The following is a 21,359-nucleotide window of genomic DNA, read 5'->3' as shown; positions in this document are numbered from 1 at the left end:
GTTCACCTTTTTCTACTTGGGATACTACAGCCAGTTTAAAGCCTAAGTTATAATCCCGTTGGGTACGCTTTCTCTTGATACTCTTGTGATCCATAATATAAGTCGATTTTGTATCAACTTATTTCAGGACGTGACAATGATATAAAAAAAATCCCGCAATTTTGCGGGATTTTTTTATATCATCATATATCGGTTTTAGAAATCTAAACCTAAACTCAAAATAAATTGATTAGCTCTAGAATCTACACGTATTTCTTGACCAATGTTATCTACAATAGTTTGCGCATTGTTTTCGCTTAATCCTCTTTCATAACGAATATCTGCATTGATTCTCCCTAATTGAATTCCTGCACCAAATTGCACACCTACTGTAAAATCATTTTCAACATCACCTATAGTCACATCATCAAGATCGTTGTTTACTATATATTGTAATGCAGGTCCACCAAAAACGTGTAACGGTCCTATGATTTTTACTCCAGCAAGAATAGGTAAGTCTAATTTGCTAATATCATAATCTACTTTACTATTAGCGATATTATAGCGACTTTTAGTTTGTGTAAATTGTAATTCTGGTTTGATATAAAAATTTTCAGTCAAGTTCGCTCGAATAAAAGCTCCGATATGAAATCCAACTCTACTATCAGCATCTTCAGTCAAAATGTTTTGACCAGCATTAGTAAGATCATTGATCTCAATTTTACCATTGTCTCCATAGTTAAGACCAGCTTTTACTCCAAAATTAATCTGTTTGTTTTGTGCCATAAGTACTGTCGTACATAAAAGCATTGCTAAGATTACTACTTTTTTCATTGTGATGTTTTGTTTTTATTAAAAAAGTTAAGGTGATGAATGTATTAATGTGGTAAGATAAAAATGTAGAATAGTATAGTGTTTAAACTAGTGCTATTAAAACGTAAAAATGAATTAAATATTTTTACAAAGATAAAAAAGTCTCCTAATATTTTAGGAGACTTCTTTAGTAAATATGGTAGAATAAATTATTTTCTAGCGATTACTTTATGAGCTGCTTTTGCAATTGCAGCAGCATTTAAACCGTATTTTTCCATAAGTTGATCTGGAGTTCCGCTTTCTCCAAAAGTATCGTTTGTAGCAATAAACTCTTGAGGAGTAGGGCAATGTTGAGATAAAGCTCTAGCAACACTTTCTCCTAAACCACCTAGATGATTATGTTCTTCGGCTGTTACAATACAACCTGTTTTTTGTACAGATTTAATAATAGCTTCTTCGTCAAGAGGTTTAATTGTATGGATGTTAATTACATCTGCAGAAATACCTTGCTCATGCAATTCTTCGGCAGCTTGTAAGGCTTCCCATACTAAGTGTCCTGTAGCTACAATAGTAACATCATTACCTTCTTGAAGTTGAACTGCTTTTCCTATTTCAAATTTTTGATTTTCTGGAGTAAAATTAGCTACTTTAGGACGACCAAAACGTAAATAAACAGGGCCATGGTGTTCTGCAATAGCAATAGTTGCAGCCTTTGTTTGGTTGTAATCACAAGTATTGATTACCGTCATACCAGGTAACATTTTCATTAACCCGATATCTTCAAGGATTTGATGTGTTGCTCCGTCTTCTCCTAGTGTTAATCCAGCATGAGAAGCACAGATTTTTACATTTTTATCACTATAAGCAACAGATTGACGAATTTGATCGTATACACGACCAGTAGAGAAGTTAGCAAAAGTACCAGTAAAAGGAATTTTACCTCCGATAGTCATACCAGCAGCAATTCCAATCATATTAGCTTCTGCAATACCTATTTGGAAAAATCTTTCTGGATGATTGGCTTTAAAAGCATCCATTTTTAATGAGCCTATAAGATCTGCACATAAAGCAACTACATTCTCATTTGTTTTCCCTAATTCTTCAAGTCCAGCACCAAAACCAGAACGTGTATCTTTTTTACCTGTGTCTATATATTTTTTCATAATATGCTTCAAAAAAGTGATTAATAGTCTCCTAAGGTTTCAGGGTTTTGAGCTAAACCATTTGCTAATTGCTCATCATTAGGAGCTTTACCGTGCCAAGCGTGAGTATGCATCATAAAATCAACACCATTACCCATAACAGTATGTAGTAACACACAAACAGGTTTTCCTTTTCCTGTTCTGTTTTTGGCTTCATTTAATCCATCGACTACAGCACTAATGTTATTTCCTTCTTTGATTTCTAAAACATCCCAACCAAAAGCCTCAAATTTAGCTTTAAGATCACCAAGTGGTAATACATCATCTGTAGCACCATCTATTTGTTGTCCATTATAATCTACAGTAGCGATAAGGTTGTCTACTTTTTTACCAGCAGCATACATTGCAGCTTCCCAGATTTGACCTTCTTGTAACTCACCATCTCCATGTAAACTAAATACAAGGTGATTATCGTTGTTTAATTTTTTTGTTTCTGCTGCACCAATAGCGACAGACATTCCTTGACCTAAAGAACCAGATGCAATACGTATACCTGGTAGCCCTTCGTGAGTAGTAGGATGTCCCTGTAAACGTGTGTTGATTAACCTAAACGTGTTTAATTCTTCTACAGGAAAATAACCACTACGAGCAAGAACACTGTAATACACAGGAGAGATGTGACCATTTGATAAGAAGAAAAGATCTTCTCCTATACCATCCATGTCAAATCCTTCTTTGCGATCCATGATTTCTTGATAGAGTGCTACAAAAAATTCTGCACATCCCAGAGAACCACCTGGGTGTCCAGAACTTACTTTATGTACTTGACGTAAAATATCTCTACGTACTTGAGTAACAAAATCTTCTAAATGTTTTGTGTTTGGCATTGTGATGCTGTATTAACGTATTGTTTTTAAGTCTCCAAAAATAAAAGATTTGTAACCGCCTGCAAAATATCAAACACCCTTTTATTGATTAAATAACACAAATAGTAACAATTTTAGAAATAGAGCTTTGTAATAGATCGTTTTAGTTGACTATCTTTGCGCTCGGTTTCTTTTTAAGAAGATTTTTCTAAAAAAGAAATCCACAGTATTTTGTGTAAAATTGTAATTTGTCTACAAGATGACATTTGATCTATTAAAAACAGATGAAGCCAGTAAGGCTAGAGCAGGGAAAGTAACTACTGATCACGGAGTGATAGAGACTCCGATTTTTATGCCCGTAGGTACAGTAGCTTCTGTAAAAGGAGTGCACCAGAGAGAATTAAAAAATGATATTAATCCAGATATCATACTAGGTAATACATACCATTTATATTTACGTCCGCAAACCGATATACTTGAAAAAGCTGGAGGGTTGCACAAATTTATGAATTGGGATCGCAATATCTTAACGGATAGTGGTGGATATCAAGTATATTCATTATCAGCAAACCGAAAAATAAAAGAAGAGGGGGTAAAATTTAAATCTCATATTGATGGATCTTATCATTTCTTTACTCCAGAAAATGTAATGGAGATACAGAGAAGTATAGGAGCAGATATTATTATGGCGTTTGATGAGTGTACACCATATCCTTGTGACTATCAATATGCAAAACGTAGTATGCATATGACACATAGATGGCTAGATAGATGTATAGCTCACTTAGGAAAAGTACCTCCAAAATATGGTTATAACCAAACATTATTTCCTATTGTACAAGGAAGTACATATAAAGATTTGAGATTACAATCTGCAGAGTATATAGCCAGTAGAGGTGCTTTAGGAAATGCAATAGGAGGACTTTCTGTAGGAGAGCCAGCCGAAGAGATGTATGCAATGACAGAGGTGGTAAATAGTGTTTTACCAGAAGATAAACCTCGTTATTTAATGGGAGTAGGTACACCTATTAACATCTTAGAAAATATTGCATTAGGAGTAGATATGTTTGATTGTGTTATGCCTACGCGTAATGCAAGAAACGGAATGTTATTTACAGCTCATGGTACAATCAATATTAAGAATAGAAAATGGGCAGAAGATTTTTCTCCTATAGACGAGATGGGCATAACTTTTGTTGATACCGAATATTCTAAAGCATATTTAAGACACTTATTCTCTGTAAACGAATTACTAGGAAAACAAATAGCTACTATTCACAATCTAGGATTTTATATGTGGTTGGTTCGTGAAGCAAGAAAGCATATATTAGCAGGAGATTTTTATGAGTGGAAGAATATGATGGTTAAACAAATGGATAAAAGATTATAGTTTGAAAATTTTAGATTGGTATATATTAAAGCGATATCTAGGTACTTTTTCTGCCATGATATTGATGTTTATTCCGATAGGAATAATAGTAGATCTTTCAGAAAAAGTAGATGATATACTCGAGAATGAGGTGCCATTTAATGTGGTATTACAATATTATCTGGATTTTACGATTTATTTTGCCAATCTACTATTCCCGCTATTTGTATTCTTATCTGTTATATGGTTTACCTCAAAACTTGCTAATAAAACAGAAATCATTGCTTTTTTAAGTTCTGGAGTTTCTTTTTGGCGTTTTTTAAGACCTTATATGATAGGTGCTGTAATTATTTGTGTTGCAGCTTTGATGATGGGAATGTTTTTAGCGCCTAGAGCAAGTAAAGGGTTTAATGAGTTTAAATATGCGTATTTAAAAAAAGGACGTAAAGTTCAGCAAACAACGAATATTTATCGTCAATTAAACGAGAATGATTATATCTATGCGAGTAATTATAATCCTAAACAAAGAACTGTATCAAAATTTACTTTAGAGCATTTTGAAGGAAATGTTTTAAAATATAAGATTTCAGCTAGAAAGGTAACTTACAAGGATAGTATTTATGAGTTAAGAGATTATGTAAAGCGTACTATTCTTGAAGATAATGATATTATAGAGAAGGCATCAAAAAAAGATACCTTATTACCTTTTAATATAGATGAATTCACTCCAGTAACATATGTGGCAGAGACCTTAAACTATATGGAGTTGAATGATTTTATAGAGAAAGAAAGCAAAAGAGGATCTTCTGATGTAAATAGATATAAAGTAGTTGCTTATAAAAGATGGAGTATTCCTATCTCAGCATTTATTTTGACTTTAATAGGGGTAGCAGTATCCTCTATGAAACGTAGAGGAGGTATGGGAATAAACTTAGCTGTGGGAATATCATTAGCCTTTATTTTTATATTTTTTGATAAAGTTTTAGGTACAATGGCAAACCAATCAAGTTTTCCACCTGTTGTTGCGGTATGGTTTCCTAATGTAAGTTTTGGTATTTTGGCGATCTATTTATTATACAATGCAAAGCGCTAGAACAAAGAATTTAATTCACCTACATTTTATTGTTTTTATTTTTGGCTTCACAGCCATTTTAGGTGATTTAATTACTATAGAGGCTTTACCTCTAGTATGGTACCGCATGCTATTGGCTTCGGGGTTTATTTACCTATTTATATTATGGAGAAAAGTTTCGCTTAAAGTTTCTAAAAAACTGTTTTATATTTTATGTATTTCAGGTATAGTAATAGCGTTACACTGGATAACTTTTTTTACAGCAGTAAAAGTTTCAAATGTTTCTATTACTCTAGCATTAATGTCTACAGGAGCATTTTTTACTTCCATATTAGAACCTATTTTTTATAAAAGAAAAGTTATTGGGTATGAAATCTTATTTGGACTTATCGTTATAGGAGGACTGTACTTAATTTTTGATGTAGAGTCAAGATATACTACAGGGATTTTTTATGCTCTAATTTCTGCATTTTTATCGGCTGTATTTTCGTTATTAAACGGAAAAATAGCTCAGCAATACAATCCAACTTTAATCTCGTTTTATGAGTTAATGAGTGGAGTAGGAGTGTTAACATTATACTTAATTGGATTAACTTTTTGGGGAGAAGGTGAAGGTGGGTTTAACTCAGAATTCTTTAAACTACAAACTACAGATTGGATATATTTAGCCATTTTGGCTTCTATTTGTACTGCATATGCATTTATAGCATCTGTAAAAGTTATGAAGTATTTGAGCCCTTATACTGTAATGCTTACTATTAATATGGAGCCTGTATATGGTATTATTTTGGCGTTTTTAATCTTTGGAGAACAAGAAAAAATGAATACGCAATTTTACTACGGAGCCCTTGTTATACTTGCAACCGTGGTATTAAATGGAGTTCTTAAAAATAGGAAAACAATAAAAAGAAAGAAGATTAATAACACTTAATCGCTAAAGTTTATATATTTGTCTGCTAACTATCGCAAAGTATAACTGTAATTCTAGAATATGGAATATTTAGAATTTGAATTACCTATTAAGGAGCTCGAAGAGCAATATCAAAAAGCTTGTGAAATTGGACAGGAGAGTGAAGTAGATGTATCTGATACCTGCAAGCAAATTGAAAAAAAGCTGGAAGACACTAAAAAGAAGATTTATAAAAATTTAACTTCTTGGCAAAGAGTGCAATTATCAAGACATCCGTCTAGACCGTATACATTGGATTACATCAATGCGATCTGTGGAGATTCGTTTTTAGAATTACACGGAGATAGAAATGTAAAAGATGATAAGGCTATGATCGGTGGTTTAGGTAAAATTGGAGATCAAAGTTTTATGTTTATCGGTCAACAAAAAGGTTACAATACTAAAACAAGACAGTATCGTAATTTTGGAATGGCTAATCCAGAAGGATATCGTAAAGCGCTTAGATTAATGAAAAGTGCAGAGAAGTTTAACCTTCCTGTAGTAACTTTTGTTGATACTCCTGGTGCATATCCTGGATTAGAAGCCGAAGAAAGAGGACAAGGAGAAGCTATTGCTCGTAATATTCTTGAAATGACACGCCTTAAAGTACCTGTAATTGTTATTATTATAGGAGAAGGTGCTAGTGGAGGTGCATTAGGAATAGGAGTAGGAGATAAAGTATTGATGCTAGAAAATGCATGGTACTCTGTAATCTCTCCAGAAAACTGTTCTTCTATTTTATGGAGAAGCTGGGAGCAAAAAGAAATTGCTGCAGATGCATTAAAATTAACGGCAGAAGATAGCTTAGAAATAAAAGTTGTTGATTCTATTATAAAAGAGCCTCTAGGAGGAGCACATAGAAATCGTGAAAAAACTTTTGAAACTGTAAGAGATACTATTTTGAGTTCTTATGAAGAACTTAAAAACTTATCAAAAGAAGAAATGATCCAAAAGCGTATGGACAAATATGCTAATATGGGAGTCTTTAAAGGATAAGATAGATAAAATCACTTGTTGAGAAAATCTGAAGTTTTCGAACTTCAGATTTTTTTTGCTTATTAACAATAAAAAGAATTTATCAACAGTATATTTGTTTATGAATAGTTAACATTCCATTAGGAATAGGGAAGAAGAACTCATAACAATTTGCTTACATTAGTTGTATGGAAAACGCACAACAAAATCAAAAGAGAAATTTCAAGAAGGGGAATGTAATTTCTTTAGAAAAGGGAAAGTTACCACCACAGGCAGTAGACTTAGAAGAAGTGGTGTTAGGGGCAATGATGATCGATAAAAAAGGAGTTGATGAAGTTATTGATATATTGAGTCCTGAAGTATTTTATAGAGAGGCTCATCAATATATTTTTGAAGCTATATTTAAGCTTTTTGAAAACTCAGAACCAATTGACCTGTTAACGGTATCTACCCAATTAAAAAAAGATGGAAGACTAGAAATTGCAGGTGGAGATTATTATCTTATACAATTAACACAAAAAGTAGCATCGTCTGCTCACATAGAATTTCATGCTCGTATTATACAGCAGAAATTTATTCAACGTAGTTTGATCAAGTTATCAAATGAAATTATAGAAGAAGCATATGATGAAACTACAGATGTTTTTGATTTATTAGACTCGGCAGAATCAAAATTATATGAAGTAACTCAGGGAAATATAAAAAGATCTTCTGAAAGTGCACAGAGTTTAGTAATTCAAGCAAAAAAGAAAATTCAAGAGATTTCAAATCAGGAAGGGATGAGTGGAGTTCCTTCTGGATTTGATAAATTAGATAAATTAACTTCAGGATGGCAGCCCAGTGATTTAATTATTGTAGCAGCCCGTCCTGGTATGGGTAAAACGGCCCTAACCTTATCGATGGCAAGAAATATAGCCGTAGGTCAGGGAATTCCAGTAGCGTTTTTCTCTCTGGAGATGGCATCTGTACAGCTGATTACGCGTTTGATTTCTTCTGAAACTGGATTGTCTTCAGAGAAATTACGTACAGGTAAGCTCGAAAAACACGAATGGGAACAGTTAAATGTTAAAGTTAAGGATTTAGAAAAAGCACCATTATTTATTGATGATACTCCATCGCTATCAATTTTTGATTTACGTGCAAAAGCAAGACGTTTAGCTTCTCAACACGGGATTAAAATGATCATTATTGATTATTTGCAGTTAATGACAGCTGGAGGAACAGGAAAGAATGGTAACCGTGAACAAGAGATTTCGACTATTTCACGTAACCTTAAGGCATTGGCAAAAGAATTATACATACCTGTAATTGCCTTATCTCAGTTATCTCGTGCTGTAGAATCGCGTGGAGGAAGTAAACGACCATTATTGAGTGACCTTCGTGAATCTGGAGCAATTGAGCAGGATGCAGATATTGTATCGTTTATTTATCGTCCAGAATATTATAAAATTGAAGAATGGGATGATGAAGAAAGATCTCCTACTCAAGGACAAGGAGAATTTATTGTAGCTAAGCACCGTAATGGTGGATTAGAAAATATTAGGTTAAAATTTATAGGACACTTAGGTAAATTTGATAACTTAGATGATGATTTTGGTATTCCTACAGAGTTTCACTCAAAAATGAATGGAGATGAAGACGAAGATCCGTTTAATCCTGGTCATTTACCTAGTGCGAATGAAGCTTTTGGGAGTAGCTTTAATGACTCAAATGATGATAACGACGTTCCTTTTTAAAATACAAAAAGCTATCACACTAAAAAATATGAAGAGTGTGATAGCTTTTATTTTCTTTATACTCACATTACCTTCTTATGCATCCTATATATTGATTCCTATGGATGCAGAATCTCAAAAAGACCATTTAAAGGCATACGGAATTACGTATTGGACTTTGGATAATAATCAAAAAGTAAAATGGTTACTTAATTATAGAGGAGGTTCTTTTTTATTACCAGATACTGCAGAAATTCAAAAAGAATGTAAGATAAGAGGTGTTTCTTATGAAATTTTAAGCAATGCCAAAACAACAACTATTCTAGAAGAAATTAGTAGTCCTTCGCAAAATATGGAAGCTATAGTGCTAGAAAAAGCACCTAAAATAGCAGTATATTCTCCAGATGGAAATCAACCTTGGGACGATGCAGTGACTATGGTACTTACTTATGCAGAAATTCCATATAAGACAATATATGATAAAGAAGTTCTAGAAGATAATTTGATTTTGTATGATTGGTTGCATTTGCATCATGAAGACTTTACAGGACAGTACGGAAAATTTTATGGAGCATATAGGGCTGCATCTTGGTATATAAAAAATAAAGCTCAAGCAGAAAAATTTGCCCAAGAATTAGGATACAATAAGGTATCTGAAGAAAAGTTGGCTGTAGCTCTAAAAATTAGAGATTATGTAGTAGGAGGTGGATTTATGTTTGCTATGTGTAGTGCAACAGATAGTTTTGAAATAGCATTGGCTGCAGAAGGAGTTGATATATGCGAAGCGATGTTTGATGGCGATCCAAGTGAGTCAGGTTATCAATCAAAAATTGATTATGCTAAAACTTTTGCATTTAAAGATTTTAAATTAGAAAGAAATCCTTCTGTTTATGAGTTTTCTTCTATAGATATGACTTCAAAAAGACGAATAAGAAAAGAAACAGATTATTTTACATTGATGGATTATTCTGCAAAATGGGATCCTATTCCTACAATGTTAAATCAAAATCATACACGTTTGGTTAAAGGTTTTATGGGGCAAACAACTTCTTATAATCATAGATTAATAAAATCTAATGTACTTATCATGGGGAGTAATAAAACAAATCAAGAAGCTAGATATATTCATGGAATTAAAGGAAAAGGTTTTTTTACATTTTATGGAGGGCATGATCCAGAAGATTATCAGCATAGAGTAGGAGATCCAAAAACTGAATTAGAGCTACATCCTAATTCGCCAGGGTATCGTTTGATTCTTAACAATGTATTATTTCCTGCTGCTAAGAAGAAAAAGCAAAAAACATAATATTAAGATAGATTTAACTTTTTCAAGCAGTTATAAATGTAAGGTGATTTTTAAAATTAGACTAAACTAGTTAATAGTAAAAATCAACCCTATAATAACCATGAAAAAAGTAATGTTAATTACAGCTGCAATGGCAACCTTTGTAGCTTGTAAAAAAGAAGTGAAAACAACAGAAGAGGTTCAGGAAACTCCTGTTGTTGAACAAGTACAGGAAACTCCTGATCGTTCTTCAAATTTTCCTACAGACGTAGCTCAGGTATTTAAAGCACATGGAGGAATTAAAGCTTTTGATGAAAAAAATACTTTGGTTTTTGAGATTATAAAGCCAGAAGGTAATGAAAAGCATACTACAGATCTAAAGAGCCGTCATGCAAAAATCGAGACAGATAAATTTGCATTAGGATATGATGGTAAAGAAGCATGGATCGTTCAAGATTCTACATATTTTAAAGGAAATCCACGTTTTTACCATAACTTAATGTTCTATTTCTATGCAATGCCTTTTGTATTAGGAGATGATGGAATTACATATGAAAAAGTAGATGATTTAAAAGTAGGTGAAGATAGTTATGCTGGTATTAAAATTAGCTACGCAGATGGAGTAGGAGATTCTTCAAAAGATAATTACTTTTTATACTATGACAAAGCTACTCATGAAATGAAGTACTTAGGGTATACAGTAACTTATTTTAGTAAAGAAGTTAGTGATAAAGTAAGTTTAATTGAATATGTTGCTTGGGAAGATGTTGATGGATTAAAATTACCTAAAACATTAAAATGGAGAGTGTTTGAAGAAGGGAAAGTAGGAGATGTAAGAAGTGAAGTTAATTTTGGAAGTGCCTCTGCAAGTCAAGAGAAACTTGACGAAAAAACTTTTAGCAAACCAGAAGAAACTACTAAAGATCAAAAAGAAGCGGCACACTAGAGAGTGTAATGATATATCTATATAAATATAGAAGAGAGTTATGTGTAATACATAACTCTCTTCTTTTTTCATAGCAATTTGTTAGCATAAAGAGTCTAACTTTTAACTGATATAATACCCACGAAATATCAATTAATTTTTTATATCGTTATTGTTTTACAGAATGATGTTCCATTTGGGCAAGAATGAGATTCACTAGTGATAATGCAAACATTGTGAATTCCGCCTTGACTAAATTGAAAAGTCAATTGATTATCACCACCAGCTCCATCTGTTTCTATAAGATTTCCATCTACATACCATCCATAAACAATAGAATTCATAGCATCAAAATTAGCAGAGAAGGTATAAGAATTATCTCCATTATTCATATAAGAAAAATCAACCTCTGGACATATATAAGGTACTTCAATAGTTTTACATACAGATACTCCTTCTAGACAAGCTTCAGATGTATATTTAATACAAGCTTCAACTACAGTACCTGGAGATAAAGTTACAGGAAAGGTATGGTTAGGAAAATTATCACTATTTCCTACAACACTATCATTAATGACCCAATTATAATCAATTAAATCTCGATCTTCAAAATTTGCTGTAAATACATAGTCTGTAGTGCCAGATAATTGTTCTACAGAAAAATCTAAATCGGCACATAATTCTTCAGCAACAATAGTATTACAATTCTGATGAGTTTCATTGGGACAATTTGGATGAGTATAGCTTTGGCAAAGTTGAAATTGAACTGGACCAGATGATGAAATCGTAAAAGGTAGCCATTCTCCATTTGTTCGTTCATAAGGCATGATTGATCCATCTGGGTATGTGAAAAAAATGCGATCAACATCTGGTGGGATGTTGATAGGTTTAATTCTAAAAACTAAACTATGTGGATTGGTGACTTCGACTATAAAATCACTAGTTGATGGGCACCGATTACAATCATTAATGATATAAAAGAAATCAAAATAAGAATGTAAAATATAAGATTGTTGTAGTGTACTATCAAGTACTCGTATCGGAAATACAAAATTAGGTTGATAATTTTGCCCTTGAGAGTCTATGAATTGAGATAACTCACTAGAAGAATTAATGGTTGTATGATTGCCAGCATTATCTAACATTGATACTGGATATATAAAGTCAAAGCATACACCATAGGTACTATCAAAAATTGTACGTATGGTATCGTATTCACATTCTAATAATAAATCAATAAGATCAGTTTCGTTATTCAAAGTCATTGTAGTGTTAGTGTTTTCAAAAGTGACTTGAATAGGAAATTGAACACTATCAATATATAGGTTAGATGTTTGAGATTCAATGACATCTAATAAAGCTTCGTCATTTTGTATAATAACAGTAGCAGATGTATTAAATCCTAATGTTATAGGATAAACAAAATCAAAGCATGGTAGAGGATCTGAATCTGAACTAGAGGAACTATTAGAAACTCTATTAAGAATAGCCATAAGGGATGCACTCTGGGTATTTGTGGCTACAAGGTTTTGATTACTAACAATTGTTTCATCACTTACACATGAGTATGTCATTCCTAAACATACAAGAATTAACAAAACAAATATTTTATGTATACGCTTCTGCTTCACGATAAAAATCTTTCTAAGGGTAAAAAAGTTAAATATATGGTTTCAAAATAATTAAAAAAGTTAATATTCAAAAAATATTAGAGAGCATTGCCTAAAAATCCGGCTACTATTTTTAGGCAATAACGATCAATTATGATGAGTGATAATAATTGATGTAATTAAAACTAACCAATTTTTTTAATTGCTCTTCTAAAATAATGAACAAATAATAATCTTAATAATCTCTATCTAATTACCCCAGTAGAATAAATAAATTATTCCAAGACGGAGATAAGAAAATCATTTGTTGATGTAATGGTGTCATTCGATAATCAAATTAAAATGTATGAACTCCAATTACATCTTTAAAACGTATGCATTTTAGATTACCCTACCCTGTATTTTTTATAATGATAAAAAAAAATGTTTTTTTTGATTAACGATAAAAATGCAATAGCTTTGACTTTCTATGAGTTTGGATTTGGATAAAAATAATATTTGCAAAGAAGAGGTTTTTGATACCTTTTTTAAAGAACAAGCGACTCCGTTAAGAAATTATTTATATTTTAAGTTCGGTGATCTTGATCAAGCAGAAGATATTGTGCAGGAGGCTTTTATTAAATTATGGAACAACTGTAGTAAAGTGGTTTTAGAGAAAGCTAAAAGTTATTTATATACGGTAGCAGTGAATAAGGGTATTAGTATGATGCGACATAACCAAGTGAAATTTAAATATAAAAATTATATTTTAGGAAGTAAAAGTGAAGCTACGCAAGAATCACCAGAGTTTCTAATGCTTGAAAAAGAGTATCATGAAAAACTAAAACGAGCTATAGCAAGTTTACCAGAACGACAACGAGAAGTTTATTTATTAAGTAGAATAGAAAAGAAAACTTATAGAGAAATAGCAGAATTATCTGGTGTTTCAATTAAAGCAATAGAAAAACTAATGCATAAAGCATTGGTTAAAATGAGAAAAGAAATAGGTACTGCTTAAAAATTAGGTAGGGTACTTTATAAAATATGCGTTATACAATTATAGAGGATAAAATGTTATGTTAGAAAAATTAAGAGATGATGCAGAAGGAGCTTTTCTATCAAGGTGGCTTAATAATGAATTAACCCCTGAAGAATTAGCAGAATTTGAAGCTCATCCCGAATATAAAGAATATAAGAAGATTATTGCAGAAACAGATGCTTTAAGAATAAAAGCATATGATGTGGATAAAGCGCTGCAAACAGTTAAAAATAATAATGAAGGAACACTAAAACAAAAAGAGAGAAAAGTGATTCCTTTATTAGCAACACTTTCTGTAGCAGCATCTATAGCAATACTTGTGGGACTTTTTATTTTTAATACTTCAAAAATATCTCATGATACAGGTTTTGGAGAACAAAAAGTTGTGACATTACCAGATGGGTCAGAAATGATACTTAATGCTAAATCTTCTGCAAAGTATGATAAAGATTGGTCAGATAATCGTTTGGTGAATCTAGATGGAGAAGCATACTTTAAAGTAAAAAAAGGAAGCAAATTTTCTGTAAAAACAGCTAATGGAGATGTTACCGTTTTAGGAACACAATTTAATGTAACATCTCAAGATGAACTATTTCAAGTAGTTTGTTATGAAGGAAAAGTAAGTGTTTCTTCTAGAAAACATACAGAGATTTTAACTAGAGGAGAGGCTTTTAGACGTATAGAAGCAGAGCAAGAACAATGGAATGAAAATGTAGAAGCTCCTTCATGGATTAATAATACGAGTTCGTTTCATAGTGTCCCTATTAGTTATGTACTACAAGAAATAGAAGAACAATACAACCTTAAAATAAAGAATAAACCCCTAGATAATACTATTATATATACAGGAACGTTTCCTAATGATAATCTTGATGTTGCATTAAAAACAGTTTTTAGTACCTTAGATGTAACATACACATTGTCAGAAGACAAAAAAACGTTGGTATTAAAGTGATCTAGTTATAATTAATGAATAGAATATTTTGGGTGGCTATATTCTTATGGAATATATGTGTCTTTTCTCAAGAAAAGGCTCATAAGGATGTGTATACTCAAAAATCATTACGAAACGTTTTAAAAACGTTAGAAGATCATTATGGCGTTAAATTTTCTTATGTAGATGAAATAATAAAACATAAAGAAGTTAACACAAAATATGATACTGCATTACCATTACCTACACTTTTAAAGAAATTAGAAAGAGATACACAACTTCGTTTTGAAATTGTGGAAGGACAGTTTGTTGTTATAAGAGATTATAATGCTGAAGATAAAATAACTATTTGTGGTTATATATTAGATGCTTATGAACAACCATTTAAAGAAGTATCACTATTATCAGAAGGTGATAATATTACTGTTAAACTTGATGAAAATGGTTTTTTTGAACTAAAAAAAATCTCTTTTAAAGCTATATTATATTTTAAAGGTTTAGGAACAAAAACATATGAAGTTGAAGCTAAATCTTTATTTAAAAAGGAAACGTGTAAACCAATATATCTAATAGAAAATATTGAAACACTTGACGAAATCTTTATAAAAGAATACATAGCCAAAGGAATTATACTTACCAATAGATCCATTCGTATCAAATTAAGAGAATTAGGGATTTTACCAGGGCTTACAGAACCAGATATATTACGTAGTGTTCAGTTATCACCAGGAATTAACACTCCTTTTGAAACAGCTTCAGGTATTTATGTGAGAGGAAGTGTGCCCCATCAAAACTTAGTATTATGGAATGGAATAAAAACATATAGTCAAGGGCATTTTTTTGGAGTATTATCTGCATTTAATCCATATGTGGCAAAAGAAGCTAATTTTATTAAAAGTGGTTCTAGTGCACGTTATGGAGATCGTATAGCTAGTATAATTGACATAAAAACAGATGATGAAGTAATTTCTAAATTTACTGGAGGAGTAGGAATTAATATGCTTAATGGTGATATTTCTTTAGGAATACCACTTATTAAAGATAAATTGTCATTACAAGTCTCTGGAAGAAGATCATATACCGATTTTTTTCAAACGATAACCTATGATCAATTATCAAAAAACGTTTTTCAAAATACCAAAATTGAAGAAAGTGATGCTCTAGAACAAAGTGAAAATGATTTTTTCTTTTCAGATTATAATATCAATATGATAGGAAAGTTAGGAAAGAAAGATAAGATTAGATTTAATTCCATTTATGCAATGAATGATCTAGATTTCAATGTTGTAAATGATGAACTTTTATTAAGAGATCAATTAAAAACTGAAAATGAAGGATTGAGTGTAGAGTGGAGTAGAGTCTGGAATGATAAAATGAGTCATAGTGTTAAGGGGTATTACTCAAAGTATTTATTAAGCTATAAGTTTATTACAGTTCCTGTTTTTGATGATACAGAAGAGAATAGTAAATTAAATAGAATTAGGGATTACGGTGTAGAAGTTGATTGGGAATATAATTTTAATAATTATAGAAAACTTATCGCAGGATACCACTTATCAAATAATTTTGTCGAATATGGTTTTCGATCAAAGACTCCTAATTTGACATTAATCTTGGATGAAGATTCTAGAAAACTTAATAGCCATGCTTTATATGCAGAGTATCAATATACAAATCCGCAGCAGATGTATGTCTCATTTGGGATGCGTGTAAATCGATATGAAGAAATAAATAAAACATATGTTGAGCCGCGTTTATATATGACTAAAAATTTCACAAAGAACTTTTTGGTCAAAGCTTCAGCAGAATTTAAAAGTCAGGCTATTAATCAAATTAGAGAGTCTGTTATTAGCGATCTTACATTAGAAAATGAAGTTTGGAGATTGACTAATGGCGATAGTTTCCCTGTGGTAAATAGTGCGCAAGTGACTTTAGGCGCAAGCTATAAAAAGAAAACATGGTATTTTGATATAGATGGATATTATAAGCATATACATGGAATTACTACCTTAACATCTGGTTTTATTAACCCAGTTGATAATGAATTTCATATAGGAGAAAGTAAAATATATGGATTAGATTTTTTTGTTAAAAAAGAGATTAATGCATATAAAACGTGGTTAAGCTATTCTTTTATAAATGCAAGAAATAAATTTGAAACGATAAATAGTGATACTTTCTTTCCAGGAAATTGGAATATAAGACATACTTTAAAATGGACACAATCCTATACCTATAAGAACCTTAAATTATCATTAGGATGGTTATGGCATACTGGAAAACCTTTTACAGAAGTAGAAGCCGTAGATATAGAAGATGGTATTCCTGTATTAAAGTTTGATCAAATTAATGCCTATAATCTTCCTGTGTACCATCGTATGGATTTTTCTGCATTATATGATTTTAAGTTAAACCAAAACAATAATATTAAATATCAAGTAGGTGTTTCGGTTTTGAACCTATACAATGAAAAAAATATTCTTAATAAAGAATTTAGAACAACAGCTTCATTAGAACAACGTTTTATTAGTAGAGAAGTTCAATCACTAGGGATTACACCTAATTTTAGTTTTAGGATGTTTTGGTAGTAAAAAAGGTTGCTTTTGCATGAAAAACAACCTTTATATATAATTATAAATTTAATTCGGATAAAGGCATCATCATCCCTATAAAAATGAAATAGATGATGAGTAATAAAACATATAAAGAACCTAAAGAAAGTCCTACTATAGCACAAATTTTACCAGCTTTTAAATTTTCATACCCTGTATACATTTCTGGATTATGGCGATATAATTGCGAATCCTTTTTAGCTAGAACTAAAGCTATGATTCCTAATATGATACCTATAACACCATAACAGATACAAGTTACAATAGATAATATACCTAACACTAAAACAGTTGTAGCATTAGGAAGTTGTTGTTTGAATTCTTCCATATAAAAGATGAATTAGAATTTAATGATATAATTGATAACGATAATAATGCTATTTAGGATGTAGAAAAACTTCAATATTTTCGCTCCTTTTTTAAAATTGTATATAATATGCAATAATAAAAAACCTAACATCAATATCATAGGGATTAAAGCTGGATACATAACAAAAGAAGCTGATAGATTTCCTTCTAGAAGAAGGAGAAAACTACGTTGTAAACCACATCCTAAGCAATTCATACCAATAGTACTTTTTATAGGGCATTGTAGTAAATGTTCTTTTAAAAAATGTATAAACTGTTCCACTAGTATAATTAAAAATGAAAAAGAACTGCCATATTCTAGCAGCTCTTTTTAATGATATTATATAATATTATTTTAGTAACCACCACCTAGAAAAGCAGCTGCACCTCCTAATATTGTAAAAATAATATTGATTAATATACCGATACCGAATCCCCATAAAGCTAAAGTACAAGCAGACTTAGCTTTTTTAGGATATTTGTCTTTATTAACAAAATATAAAATAGCTCCAACTATAGGAAAACAAAACGAAACTATTTTTAATCCAGTGTGTAATTCTTCTTGAGAATCATGATGTTGGTTAGATAGATTTTGATCACTCATTATAATATAGAAATTTAAGTTAATAATGTTAATATTTGATTACCTATAAATTTTCCGATGATAGCGACTAAAGACATAGATCCTATACCTGCCATAAGACCTGTAATGAATCTACGAGCATTATTGCTTTCGATTTCAAAAAAAGCTTGAATTAAACCATCGAGATAAGTAGGTATGATGAATAGTATTGTCCAGAATAAATCTAGAGTAATGATATCAAAAGTAAATAAAGGAAATGATAAATATCCTAAGTGAATTCCAGTACATCTTGCACACACAGGAAACTGTTTGCCTTTCCAGAAAAAAGATCGAGAAGGCATTCGATGGCAAGAAACAGGATTGAGTTTAATGTTGTTTATTTTTAACAAAATATATATTGAAAAATGAATTGTATAATGCTAATGTAATATAAAATATTGGTTTTTAGTTTCTTTATACGAGTATTAAGTAATTATTTCCATTTTATTATATAACTAATTATAGCAGTGAAAATACTTAAAGTGATTAATGTTATTTTTATATACTTGTCAAAATTTATATTAAAGAAACTACTAAACCCCAGATAAACTAAAGTAATTAGTATAGGATAGATCGCTGGATACATATAGAAAGCTTTAGAAAATTCCCCTTTTAACAATAAAAACAATGCTCTTTGAGCGCCACAACCTAAGCAATCAATACCAAAAAACTTTTTGTTTAGACAAGGAATCATAAAATTTTCAAGGATGTCCATAACTGTTAGATATGATATACGGTTCTTAAGTTTAATAAATAAAAATCATAATTTATTACCTTTACCTCATAAAAAAATATAAAAGCAAGTATAAGCTTGTAGATTCTAATTAAAGAAATATATAATCAAAAGTAATGAGAATAATAACTATACTATTAATAATTATAGGAGCAGGAATGTTAATTGCTCAAATGGCAGTTACTGTAAAAAATTATTATATACAAAGTATAGGTATAGTGCTTTTGATGCTAGGAGTATATATGTTAAGTCTTAAAACGAAAAAGAGAACAGAGATAACAGAAATAGAGGATCATAAAGAGGAAGCATAAAATGAAAATAAATGAGGGAGATATAATAGCTGTAATAGACGAACCTATTACAGGTAAGGTGATTAGTATTCAAAACGATAAAGTTACTATAGAGAGTGAAGACGGGTTTGATATGTCTTTTGGAATAAATGAGATCGTAAAAATAGAATCGACAACATTAATGAACCCTTCGTATACCGAAGTACAAAAGAATCTGCAAGAGAAAGAGATTTTTAAGAAAAATCCCAAGCGATCATCAATAAAGAAACCAAGACAAAAAGAAATCCCGCCAATGGAGGTTGATTTGCATATTGAGAAATTAGTGAAATCAACCAAAGGAATGGCAAAGTATGATATTGTATTATTGCAAACAGATGTAGCAAAACGACAACTTGATTTTGCAATACAAAAGAAAATTCCTAGAGTGGTTTTTATACATGGGGTTGGACAAGGAGTACTAAAAGAAGAATTGAAATATCTTTTTAGACAATATGACAACCTAAGTATTTCTGAAGGGAATTACAGAAAATATGGAATGGGAGCAACAGAAGTATATATTGTACAAAATCCCAAATAGTAAAAAACAACTATTCATCATAGGTGCCTAAAAGAAGAATATCTTGTCTAAAAGATGATCCCTCATTTTCTAGGGTAATATCATTTAAGGTTACCGTATTTCTATGAATCATTACACCATTTACAGTTTCTTGAGTAATAGCTATAGTAGCAGTTCCTGTAGTACTAATTAATTCATTTTGCACATTAACTTGACTAGGAGGAATGTTAGAACAAAAATAAGTATCTGGATCTATAGCTTCAGAAAAAGATCTATATACAACTCTGTTTGTTGTTGAATTAAAGGTGATATTACGAGGTGAAGGGAGAGTAGTAGGGCTTGGATCAAAATTGGAACTACTAAATTCTATGAATAATACCTCAGTATTGTTATTCTGTAATTTATAAAAGACATGTTTATTTTCTATATTGCAATACATTAAGGTTTGCTCTTCAAAATTAATATCAGTTTCTATAACGTCTCCTTCACTACAAGAAAAGAATATAAATAAATTAAGGAATAAAAGTGGAAATATGATTTTTGAAAATTGAATTTTCATTATAAATGGTTTAAATATTAATTTGTGATCGTTCTTGTAGCCGAAGCATCTTTTGTACCTAGAATAAATGAGTTCTGATTAAAATTATTATTGGTACTATTAAATTCTAGATTAATAATAGTTACTGTAGTTCTATATGTAATTCTTACTGCATTTGATAGTGCAGGTGAGTTTGATACAGGAGTAGCTGGACTGGAATCGTTATCTAGATAATTAAGAATATTATCTCCATCTTCATCATTAGATGGATCTCTAGGATTATTTGATCCAGAGATATCTTCGTTAATTGTTAAAACGCCATCATTGTCATCATCAGCTTCTAAGTAATCTGGAATTCCATCTTCGTCAGTATCTCGTGGATTGTCATTATTAGGGATACCGTTAGGAATTTCATTACTCGTTAAGATATTGTCATTATCATCGTCAGGATCTCTATAATTAGGTAATCCATCACCATCTGTATCGTCATCTTCAAGATTTCCATTACCATTTAGATCTTCTTCTTCACTAGGGATTCCGTCATTATCATCAATAATAGCAATACGAGTTTCTATTGTAGCTTCTCCTTGTGTACTAAGTAGTTCTTGAGTAACAGTTACATCACTAGGAGGAACACTTCCGCAGAAATAAGAATCACTCACAGCATCTGTAAACTTTCTGTACAACAATTGATTTGTAGTCTCAGATAATGAAAGTGTGATAGTAATTACCTCATTTAAGGTAAGGACAGGTGTTTCAGAAAATGGACTAGTAAAATTTAGAGCAATAGCTTCATTAAGGGAAGTATTGATTTTATAAAAAACATGTTCATCTACTCCAGCTCCATTACAGCGTTCTAGATCAATATCATCAAAATCAAACTCTGTAACAATAATATCTCCATCATCACAAGAATATAATCCTATAAGAAGAGAAAAAATAAATAAAAATCTGTACATCAAAATAGGTGCTTTTGGACAAAATTAAAAGAAAAGCAAGATTATAACA

The 21,359-nt window shown here is 31.1% G+C and carries 23 protein-coding genes; 12 read left to right on the top strand and 11 right to left on the bottom strand.

Features of this window, described 5'->3' with window-relative positions:
- Positions 1–195 precede the first annotated feature (195 nt).
- The 3 genes from ACYEKI_RS19945 to ACYEKI_RS19935 all read right to left on the bottom strand — a co-directional run bounded on the left by ACYEKI_RS19945 (position 196) and on the right by ACYEKI_RS19935 (position 2,821).
- Positions 196–813: a porin family protein gene (locus ACYEKI_RS19945; protein WP_459212975.1), complete on the bottom strand. Its 618-nt coding sequence runs from the start codon at positions 811–813 to the stop codon at positions 196–198.
- Between the two features lie 188 nt (positions 814–1,001).
- Complete coding sequence (locus tag ACYEKI_RS19940) at positions 1,002–1,955, bottom strand: transketolase family protein (RefSeq protein WP_459212974.1); 954 nt, start codon at positions 1,953–1,955, stop codon at positions 1,002–1,004.
- Positions 1,956–1,975: 20 nt separating this feature from the next.
- Positions 1,976–2,821, bottom strand: coding sequence for a transketolase (locus tag ACYEKI_RS19935; RefSeq protein ID WP_459212973.1), 846 nt, complete (start codon positions 2,819–2,821; stop codon positions 1,976–1,978).
- Positions 2,822–3,059: 238 nt separating this feature from the next.
- On the opposite strand from ACYEKI_RS19935, the gene tgt reads away from it, so the two are divergent.
- The 7 genes from tgt to ACYEKI_RS19900 all read left to right on the top strand — a co-directional run bounded on the left by tgt (position 3,060) and on the right by ACYEKI_RS19900 (position 11,111).
- Positions 3,060–4,190 carry a tRNA guanosine(34) transglycosylase Tgt gene (gene tgt, locus ACYEKI_RS19930; RefSeq protein ID WP_459212972.1) on the top strand — a complete coding sequence of 377 codons (1,131 nt, stop codon included), beginning with the start codon at positions 3,060–3,062 and terminating at the stop codon, positions 4,188–4,190.
- A gap of 1 nt (position 4,191) precedes the next feature.
- Positions 4,192–5,262, top strand: coding sequence for an LptF/LptG family permease (locus ACYEKI_RS19925; RefSeq protein ID WP_459212971.1), 1,071 nt, complete (start codon positions 4,192–4,194; stop codon positions 5,260–5,262).
- Positions 5,249–6,172, top strand: a complete 924-nt coding sequence (locus ACYEKI_RS19920) for a DMT family transporter (protein ID WP_459212970.1) — start codon at positions 5,249–5,251, stop codon at positions 6,170–6,172. The genes ACYEKI_RS19925 and ACYEKI_RS19920 overlap by 14 nt, the downstream gene beginning before the upstream one ends.
- A gap of 60 nt (positions 6,173–6,232) precedes the next feature.
- Positions 6,233–7,186, top strand: a complete 954-nt coding sequence (locus tag ACYEKI_RS19915; RefSeq protein ID WP_459212969.1) for an acetyl-CoA carboxylase carboxyltransferase subunit alpha — start codon at positions 6,233–6,235, stop codon at positions 7,184–7,186.
- Between the two features lie 167 nt (positions 7,187–7,353).
- Positions 7,354–8,901 carry a replicative DNA helicase gene (dnaB, locus tag ACYEKI_RS19910; RefSeq protein ID WP_459212968.1) on the top strand — a complete coding sequence of 516 codons (1,548 nt, stop codon included), beginning with the start codon at positions 7,354–7,356 and terminating at the stop codon, positions 8,899–8,901.
- Between the two features lie 28 nt (positions 8,902–8,929).
- Complete coding sequence (locus ACYEKI_RS19905) at positions 8,930–10,186, top strand: asparagine synthetase B (protein WP_459212967.1); 1,257 nt, start codon at positions 8,930–8,932, stop codon at positions 10,184–10,186.
- 100 nt (positions 10,187–10,286) lie between these two features.
- Positions 10,287–11,111 carry a hypothetical protein gene (locus ACYEKI_RS19900; protein WP_459212966.1) on the top strand — a complete coding sequence of 275 codons (825 nt, stop codon included), beginning with the start codon at positions 10,287–10,289 and terminating at the stop codon, positions 11,109–11,111.
- Positions 11,112–11,251: 140 nt separating this feature from the next.
- On the opposite strand, the gene ACYEKI_RS19895 is transcribed toward ACYEKI_RS19900, so the two are convergent.
- On the bottom strand, positions 11,252–12,721 hold the full coding sequence (locus tag ACYEKI_RS19895; protein WP_459212965.1) for a hypothetical protein: 1,470 nt from the start codon (positions 12,719–12,721) through the stop codon (positions 11,252–11,254).
- Between the two features lie 448 nt (positions 12,722–13,169).
- Between ACYEKI_RS19895 and ACYEKI_RS19890 the strand changes: the two genes are divergently transcribed.
- Genes ACYEKI_RS19890 through ACYEKI_RS19880 form a run of 3 tightly spaced genes read left to right on the top strand, consistent with a single transcriptional unit; the run spans position 13,170 to position 17,240 of the window.
- Entirely contained in the window at positions 13,170–13,697 is a 528-nt protein-coding gene (locus tag ACYEKI_RS19890; RefSeq protein ID WP_459212964.1) for an RNA polymerase sigma factor, read from the top strand.
- Between the two features lie 58 nt (positions 13,698–13,755).
- Positions 13,756–14,673, top strand: a complete 918-nt coding sequence (locus tag ACYEKI_RS19885; RefSeq protein WP_459212963.1) for a FecR family protein — start codon at positions 13,756–13,758, stop codon at positions 14,671–14,673.
- Between the two features lie 14 nt (positions 14,674–14,687).
- Positions 14,688–17,240, top strand: coding sequence for a TonB-dependent receptor plug domain-containing protein (locus ACYEKI_RS19880; RefSeq protein WP_459212962.1), 2,553 nt, complete (start codon positions 14,688–14,690; stop codon positions 17,238–17,240).
- Between the two features lie 43 nt (positions 17,241–17,283).
- Here the strand turns inward: ACYEKI_RS19880 and ACYEKI_RS19875 are convergent, their stop codons facing one another.
- The 5 genes from ACYEKI_RS19875 to ACYEKI_RS19855 all read right to left on the bottom strand — a co-directional run bounded on the left by ACYEKI_RS19875 (position 17,284) and on the right by ACYEKI_RS19855 (position 18,928).
- Positions 17,284–17,592: a CCC motif membrane protein gene (locus ACYEKI_RS19875; protein ID WP_459212961.1), complete on the bottom strand. Its 309-nt coding sequence runs from the start codon at positions 17,590–17,592 to the stop codon at positions 17,284–17,286.
- A 12-nt stretch (positions 17,593–17,604) separates the two neighbouring features.
- Positions 17,605–17,895, bottom strand: coding sequence for a DUF2752 domain-containing protein (locus ACYEKI_RS19870; protein WP_459212960.1), 291 nt, complete (start codon positions 17,893–17,895; stop codon positions 17,605–17,607).
- Between the two features lie 72 nt (positions 17,896–17,967).
- Positions 17,968–18,216, bottom strand: a complete 249-nt coding sequence (locus ACYEKI_RS19865) for a hypothetical protein (RefSeq protein WP_459212959.1) — start codon at positions 18,214–18,216, stop codon at positions 17,968–17,970.
- Between the two features lie 14 nt (positions 18,217–18,230).
- Positions 18,231–18,584, bottom strand: coding sequence for a DUF2085 domain-containing protein (locus ACYEKI_RS19860; protein WP_459212958.1), 354 nt, complete (start codon positions 18,582–18,584; stop codon positions 18,231–18,233).
- Between the two features lie 83 nt (positions 18,585–18,667).
- Positions 18,668–18,928 carry a DUF2752 domain-containing protein gene (locus tag ACYEKI_RS19855; RefSeq protein ID WP_459212976.1) on the bottom strand — a complete coding sequence of 87 codons (261 nt, stop codon included), beginning with the start codon at positions 18,926–18,928 and terminating at the stop codon, positions 18,668–18,670.
- Positions 18,929–19,083: 155 nt separating this feature from the next.
- Between ACYEKI_RS19855 and ACYEKI_RS19850 the strand changes: the two genes are divergently transcribed.
- Entirely contained in the window at positions 19,084–19,278 is a 195-nt protein-coding gene (locus tag ACYEKI_RS19850) for a hypothetical protein (protein ID WP_459212957.1), read from the top strand.
- A 1-nt stretch (position 19,279) separates the two neighbouring features.
- Positions 19,280–19,834, top strand: coding sequence for a Smr/MutS family protein (locus ACYEKI_RS19845; protein WP_459212956.1), 555 nt, complete (start codon positions 19,280–19,282; stop codon positions 19,832–19,834).
- Between the two features lie 10 nt (positions 19,835–19,844).
- Here ACYEKI_RS19845 and ACYEKI_RS19840 read toward each other — a convergent pair whose 3' ends face one another.
- Positions 19,845–20,372, bottom strand: coding sequence for a hypothetical protein (locus ACYEKI_RS19840; protein WP_459212955.1), 528 nt, complete (start codon positions 20,370–20,372; stop codon positions 19,845–19,847).
- Between the two features lie 17 nt (positions 20,373–20,389).
- Complete coding sequence (locus ACYEKI_RS19835) at positions 20,390–21,310, bottom strand: hypothetical protein (RefSeq protein WP_459212954.1); 921 nt, start codon at positions 21,308–21,310, stop codon at positions 20,390–20,392.
- Positions 21,311–21,359: the final 49 nt, after the last annotated feature.

The sequence above is a fragment of the Aquimarina rhabdastrellae genome, assembly GCA_947387485.1.
Lineage (GTDB): Bacteria > Bacteroidota > Bacteroidia > Flavobacteriales > Flavobacteriaceae > Aquimarina.
Note: the sequence above shows the minus strand (reverse complement) of the source record. Positions and strands in the feature narration are given on the sequence as shown.

What these genes read in the sequence shown, in the direction of transcription:
- ACYEKI_RS19945 (WP_459212975.1), bottom strand. Translation starts at nt 813, where the DNA reads ATGAAAAAAGTAGTAATCTTAGCAATGCTTTTATGTACGACAGTACTT.
- ACYEKI_RS19940 (WP_459212974.1), bottom strand. Translation starts at nt 1,955, where the DNA reads ATGAAAAAATATATAGACACAGGTAAAAAAGATACACGTTCTGGTTTT.
- ACYEKI_RS19935 (WP_459212973.1), bottom strand. Translation starts at nt 2,821, where the DNA reads ATGCCAAACACAAAACATTTAGAAGATTTTGTTACTCAAGTACGTAGA.
- tgt (WP_459212972.1), top strand. Translation starts at nt 3,060, where the DNA reads ATGACATTTGATCTATTAAAAACAGATGAAGCCAGTAAGGCTAGAGCA.
- ACYEKI_RS19920 (WP_459212970.1), top strand. Translation starts at nt 5,249, where the DNA reads ATGCAAAGCGCTAGAACAAAGAATTTAATTCACCTACATTTTATTGTT.
- ACYEKI_RS19915 (WP_459212969.1), top strand. Translation starts at nt 6,233, where the DNA reads ATGGAATATTTAGAATTTGAATTACCTATTAAGGAGCTCGAAGAGCAA.
- dnaB (WP_459212968.1), top strand. Translation starts at nt 7,354, where the DNA reads ATGGAAAACGCACAACAAAATCAAAAGAGAAATTTCAAGAAGGGGAAT.
- ACYEKI_RS19905 (WP_459212967.1), top strand. Translation starts at nt 8,930, where the DNA reads ATGAAGAGTGTGATAGCTTTTATTTTCTTTATACTCACATTACCTTCT.
- ACYEKI_RS19900 (WP_459212966.1), top strand. Translation starts at nt 10,287, where the DNA reads ATGAAAAAAGTAATGTTAATTACAGCTGCAATGGCAACCTTTGTAGCT.
- ACYEKI_RS19890 (WP_459212964.1), top strand. Translation starts at nt 13,170, where the DNA reads ATGAGTTTGGATTTGGATAAAAATAATATTTGCAAAGAAGAGGTTTTT.
- ACYEKI_RS19885 (WP_459212963.1), top strand. Translation starts at nt 13,756, where the DNA reads ATGTTAGAAAAATTAAGAGATGATGCAGAAGGAGCTTTTCTATCAAGG.
- ACYEKI_RS19880 (WP_459212962.1), top strand. Translation starts at nt 14,688, where the DNA reads ATGAATAGAATATTTTGGGTGGCTATATTCTTATGGAATATATGTGTC.
- ACYEKI_RS19875 (WP_459212961.1), bottom strand. Translation starts at nt 17,592, where the DNA reads ATGGAAGAATTCAAACAACAACTTCCTAATGCTACAACTGTTTTAGTG.
- ACYEKI_RS19865 (WP_459212959.1), bottom strand. Translation starts at nt 18,216, where the DNA reads ATGAGTGATCAAAATCTATCTAACCAACATCATGATTCTCAAGAAGAA.
- ACYEKI_RS19855 (WP_459212976.1), bottom strand. Translation starts at nt 18,928, where the DNA reads ATGATTCCTTGTCTAAACAAAAAGTTTTTTGGTATTGATTGCTTAGGT.
- ACYEKI_RS19850 (WP_459212957.1), top strand. Translation starts at nt 19,084, where the DNA reads ATGAGAATAATAACTATACTATTAATAATTATAGGAGCAGGAATGTTA.
- ACYEKI_RS19845 (WP_459212956.1), top strand. Translation starts at nt 19,280, where the DNA reads ATGAAAATAAATGAGGGAGATATAATAGCTGTAATAGACGAACCTATT.
- ACYEKI_RS19840 (WP_459212955.1), bottom strand. Translation starts at nt 20,372, where the DNA reads ATGAAAATTCAATTTTCAAAAATCATATTTCCACTTTTATTCCTTAAT.
- ACYEKI_RS19835 (WP_459212954.1), bottom strand. Translation starts at nt 21,310, where the DNA reads ATGTACAGATTTTTATTTATTTTTTCTCTTCTTATAGGATTATATTCT.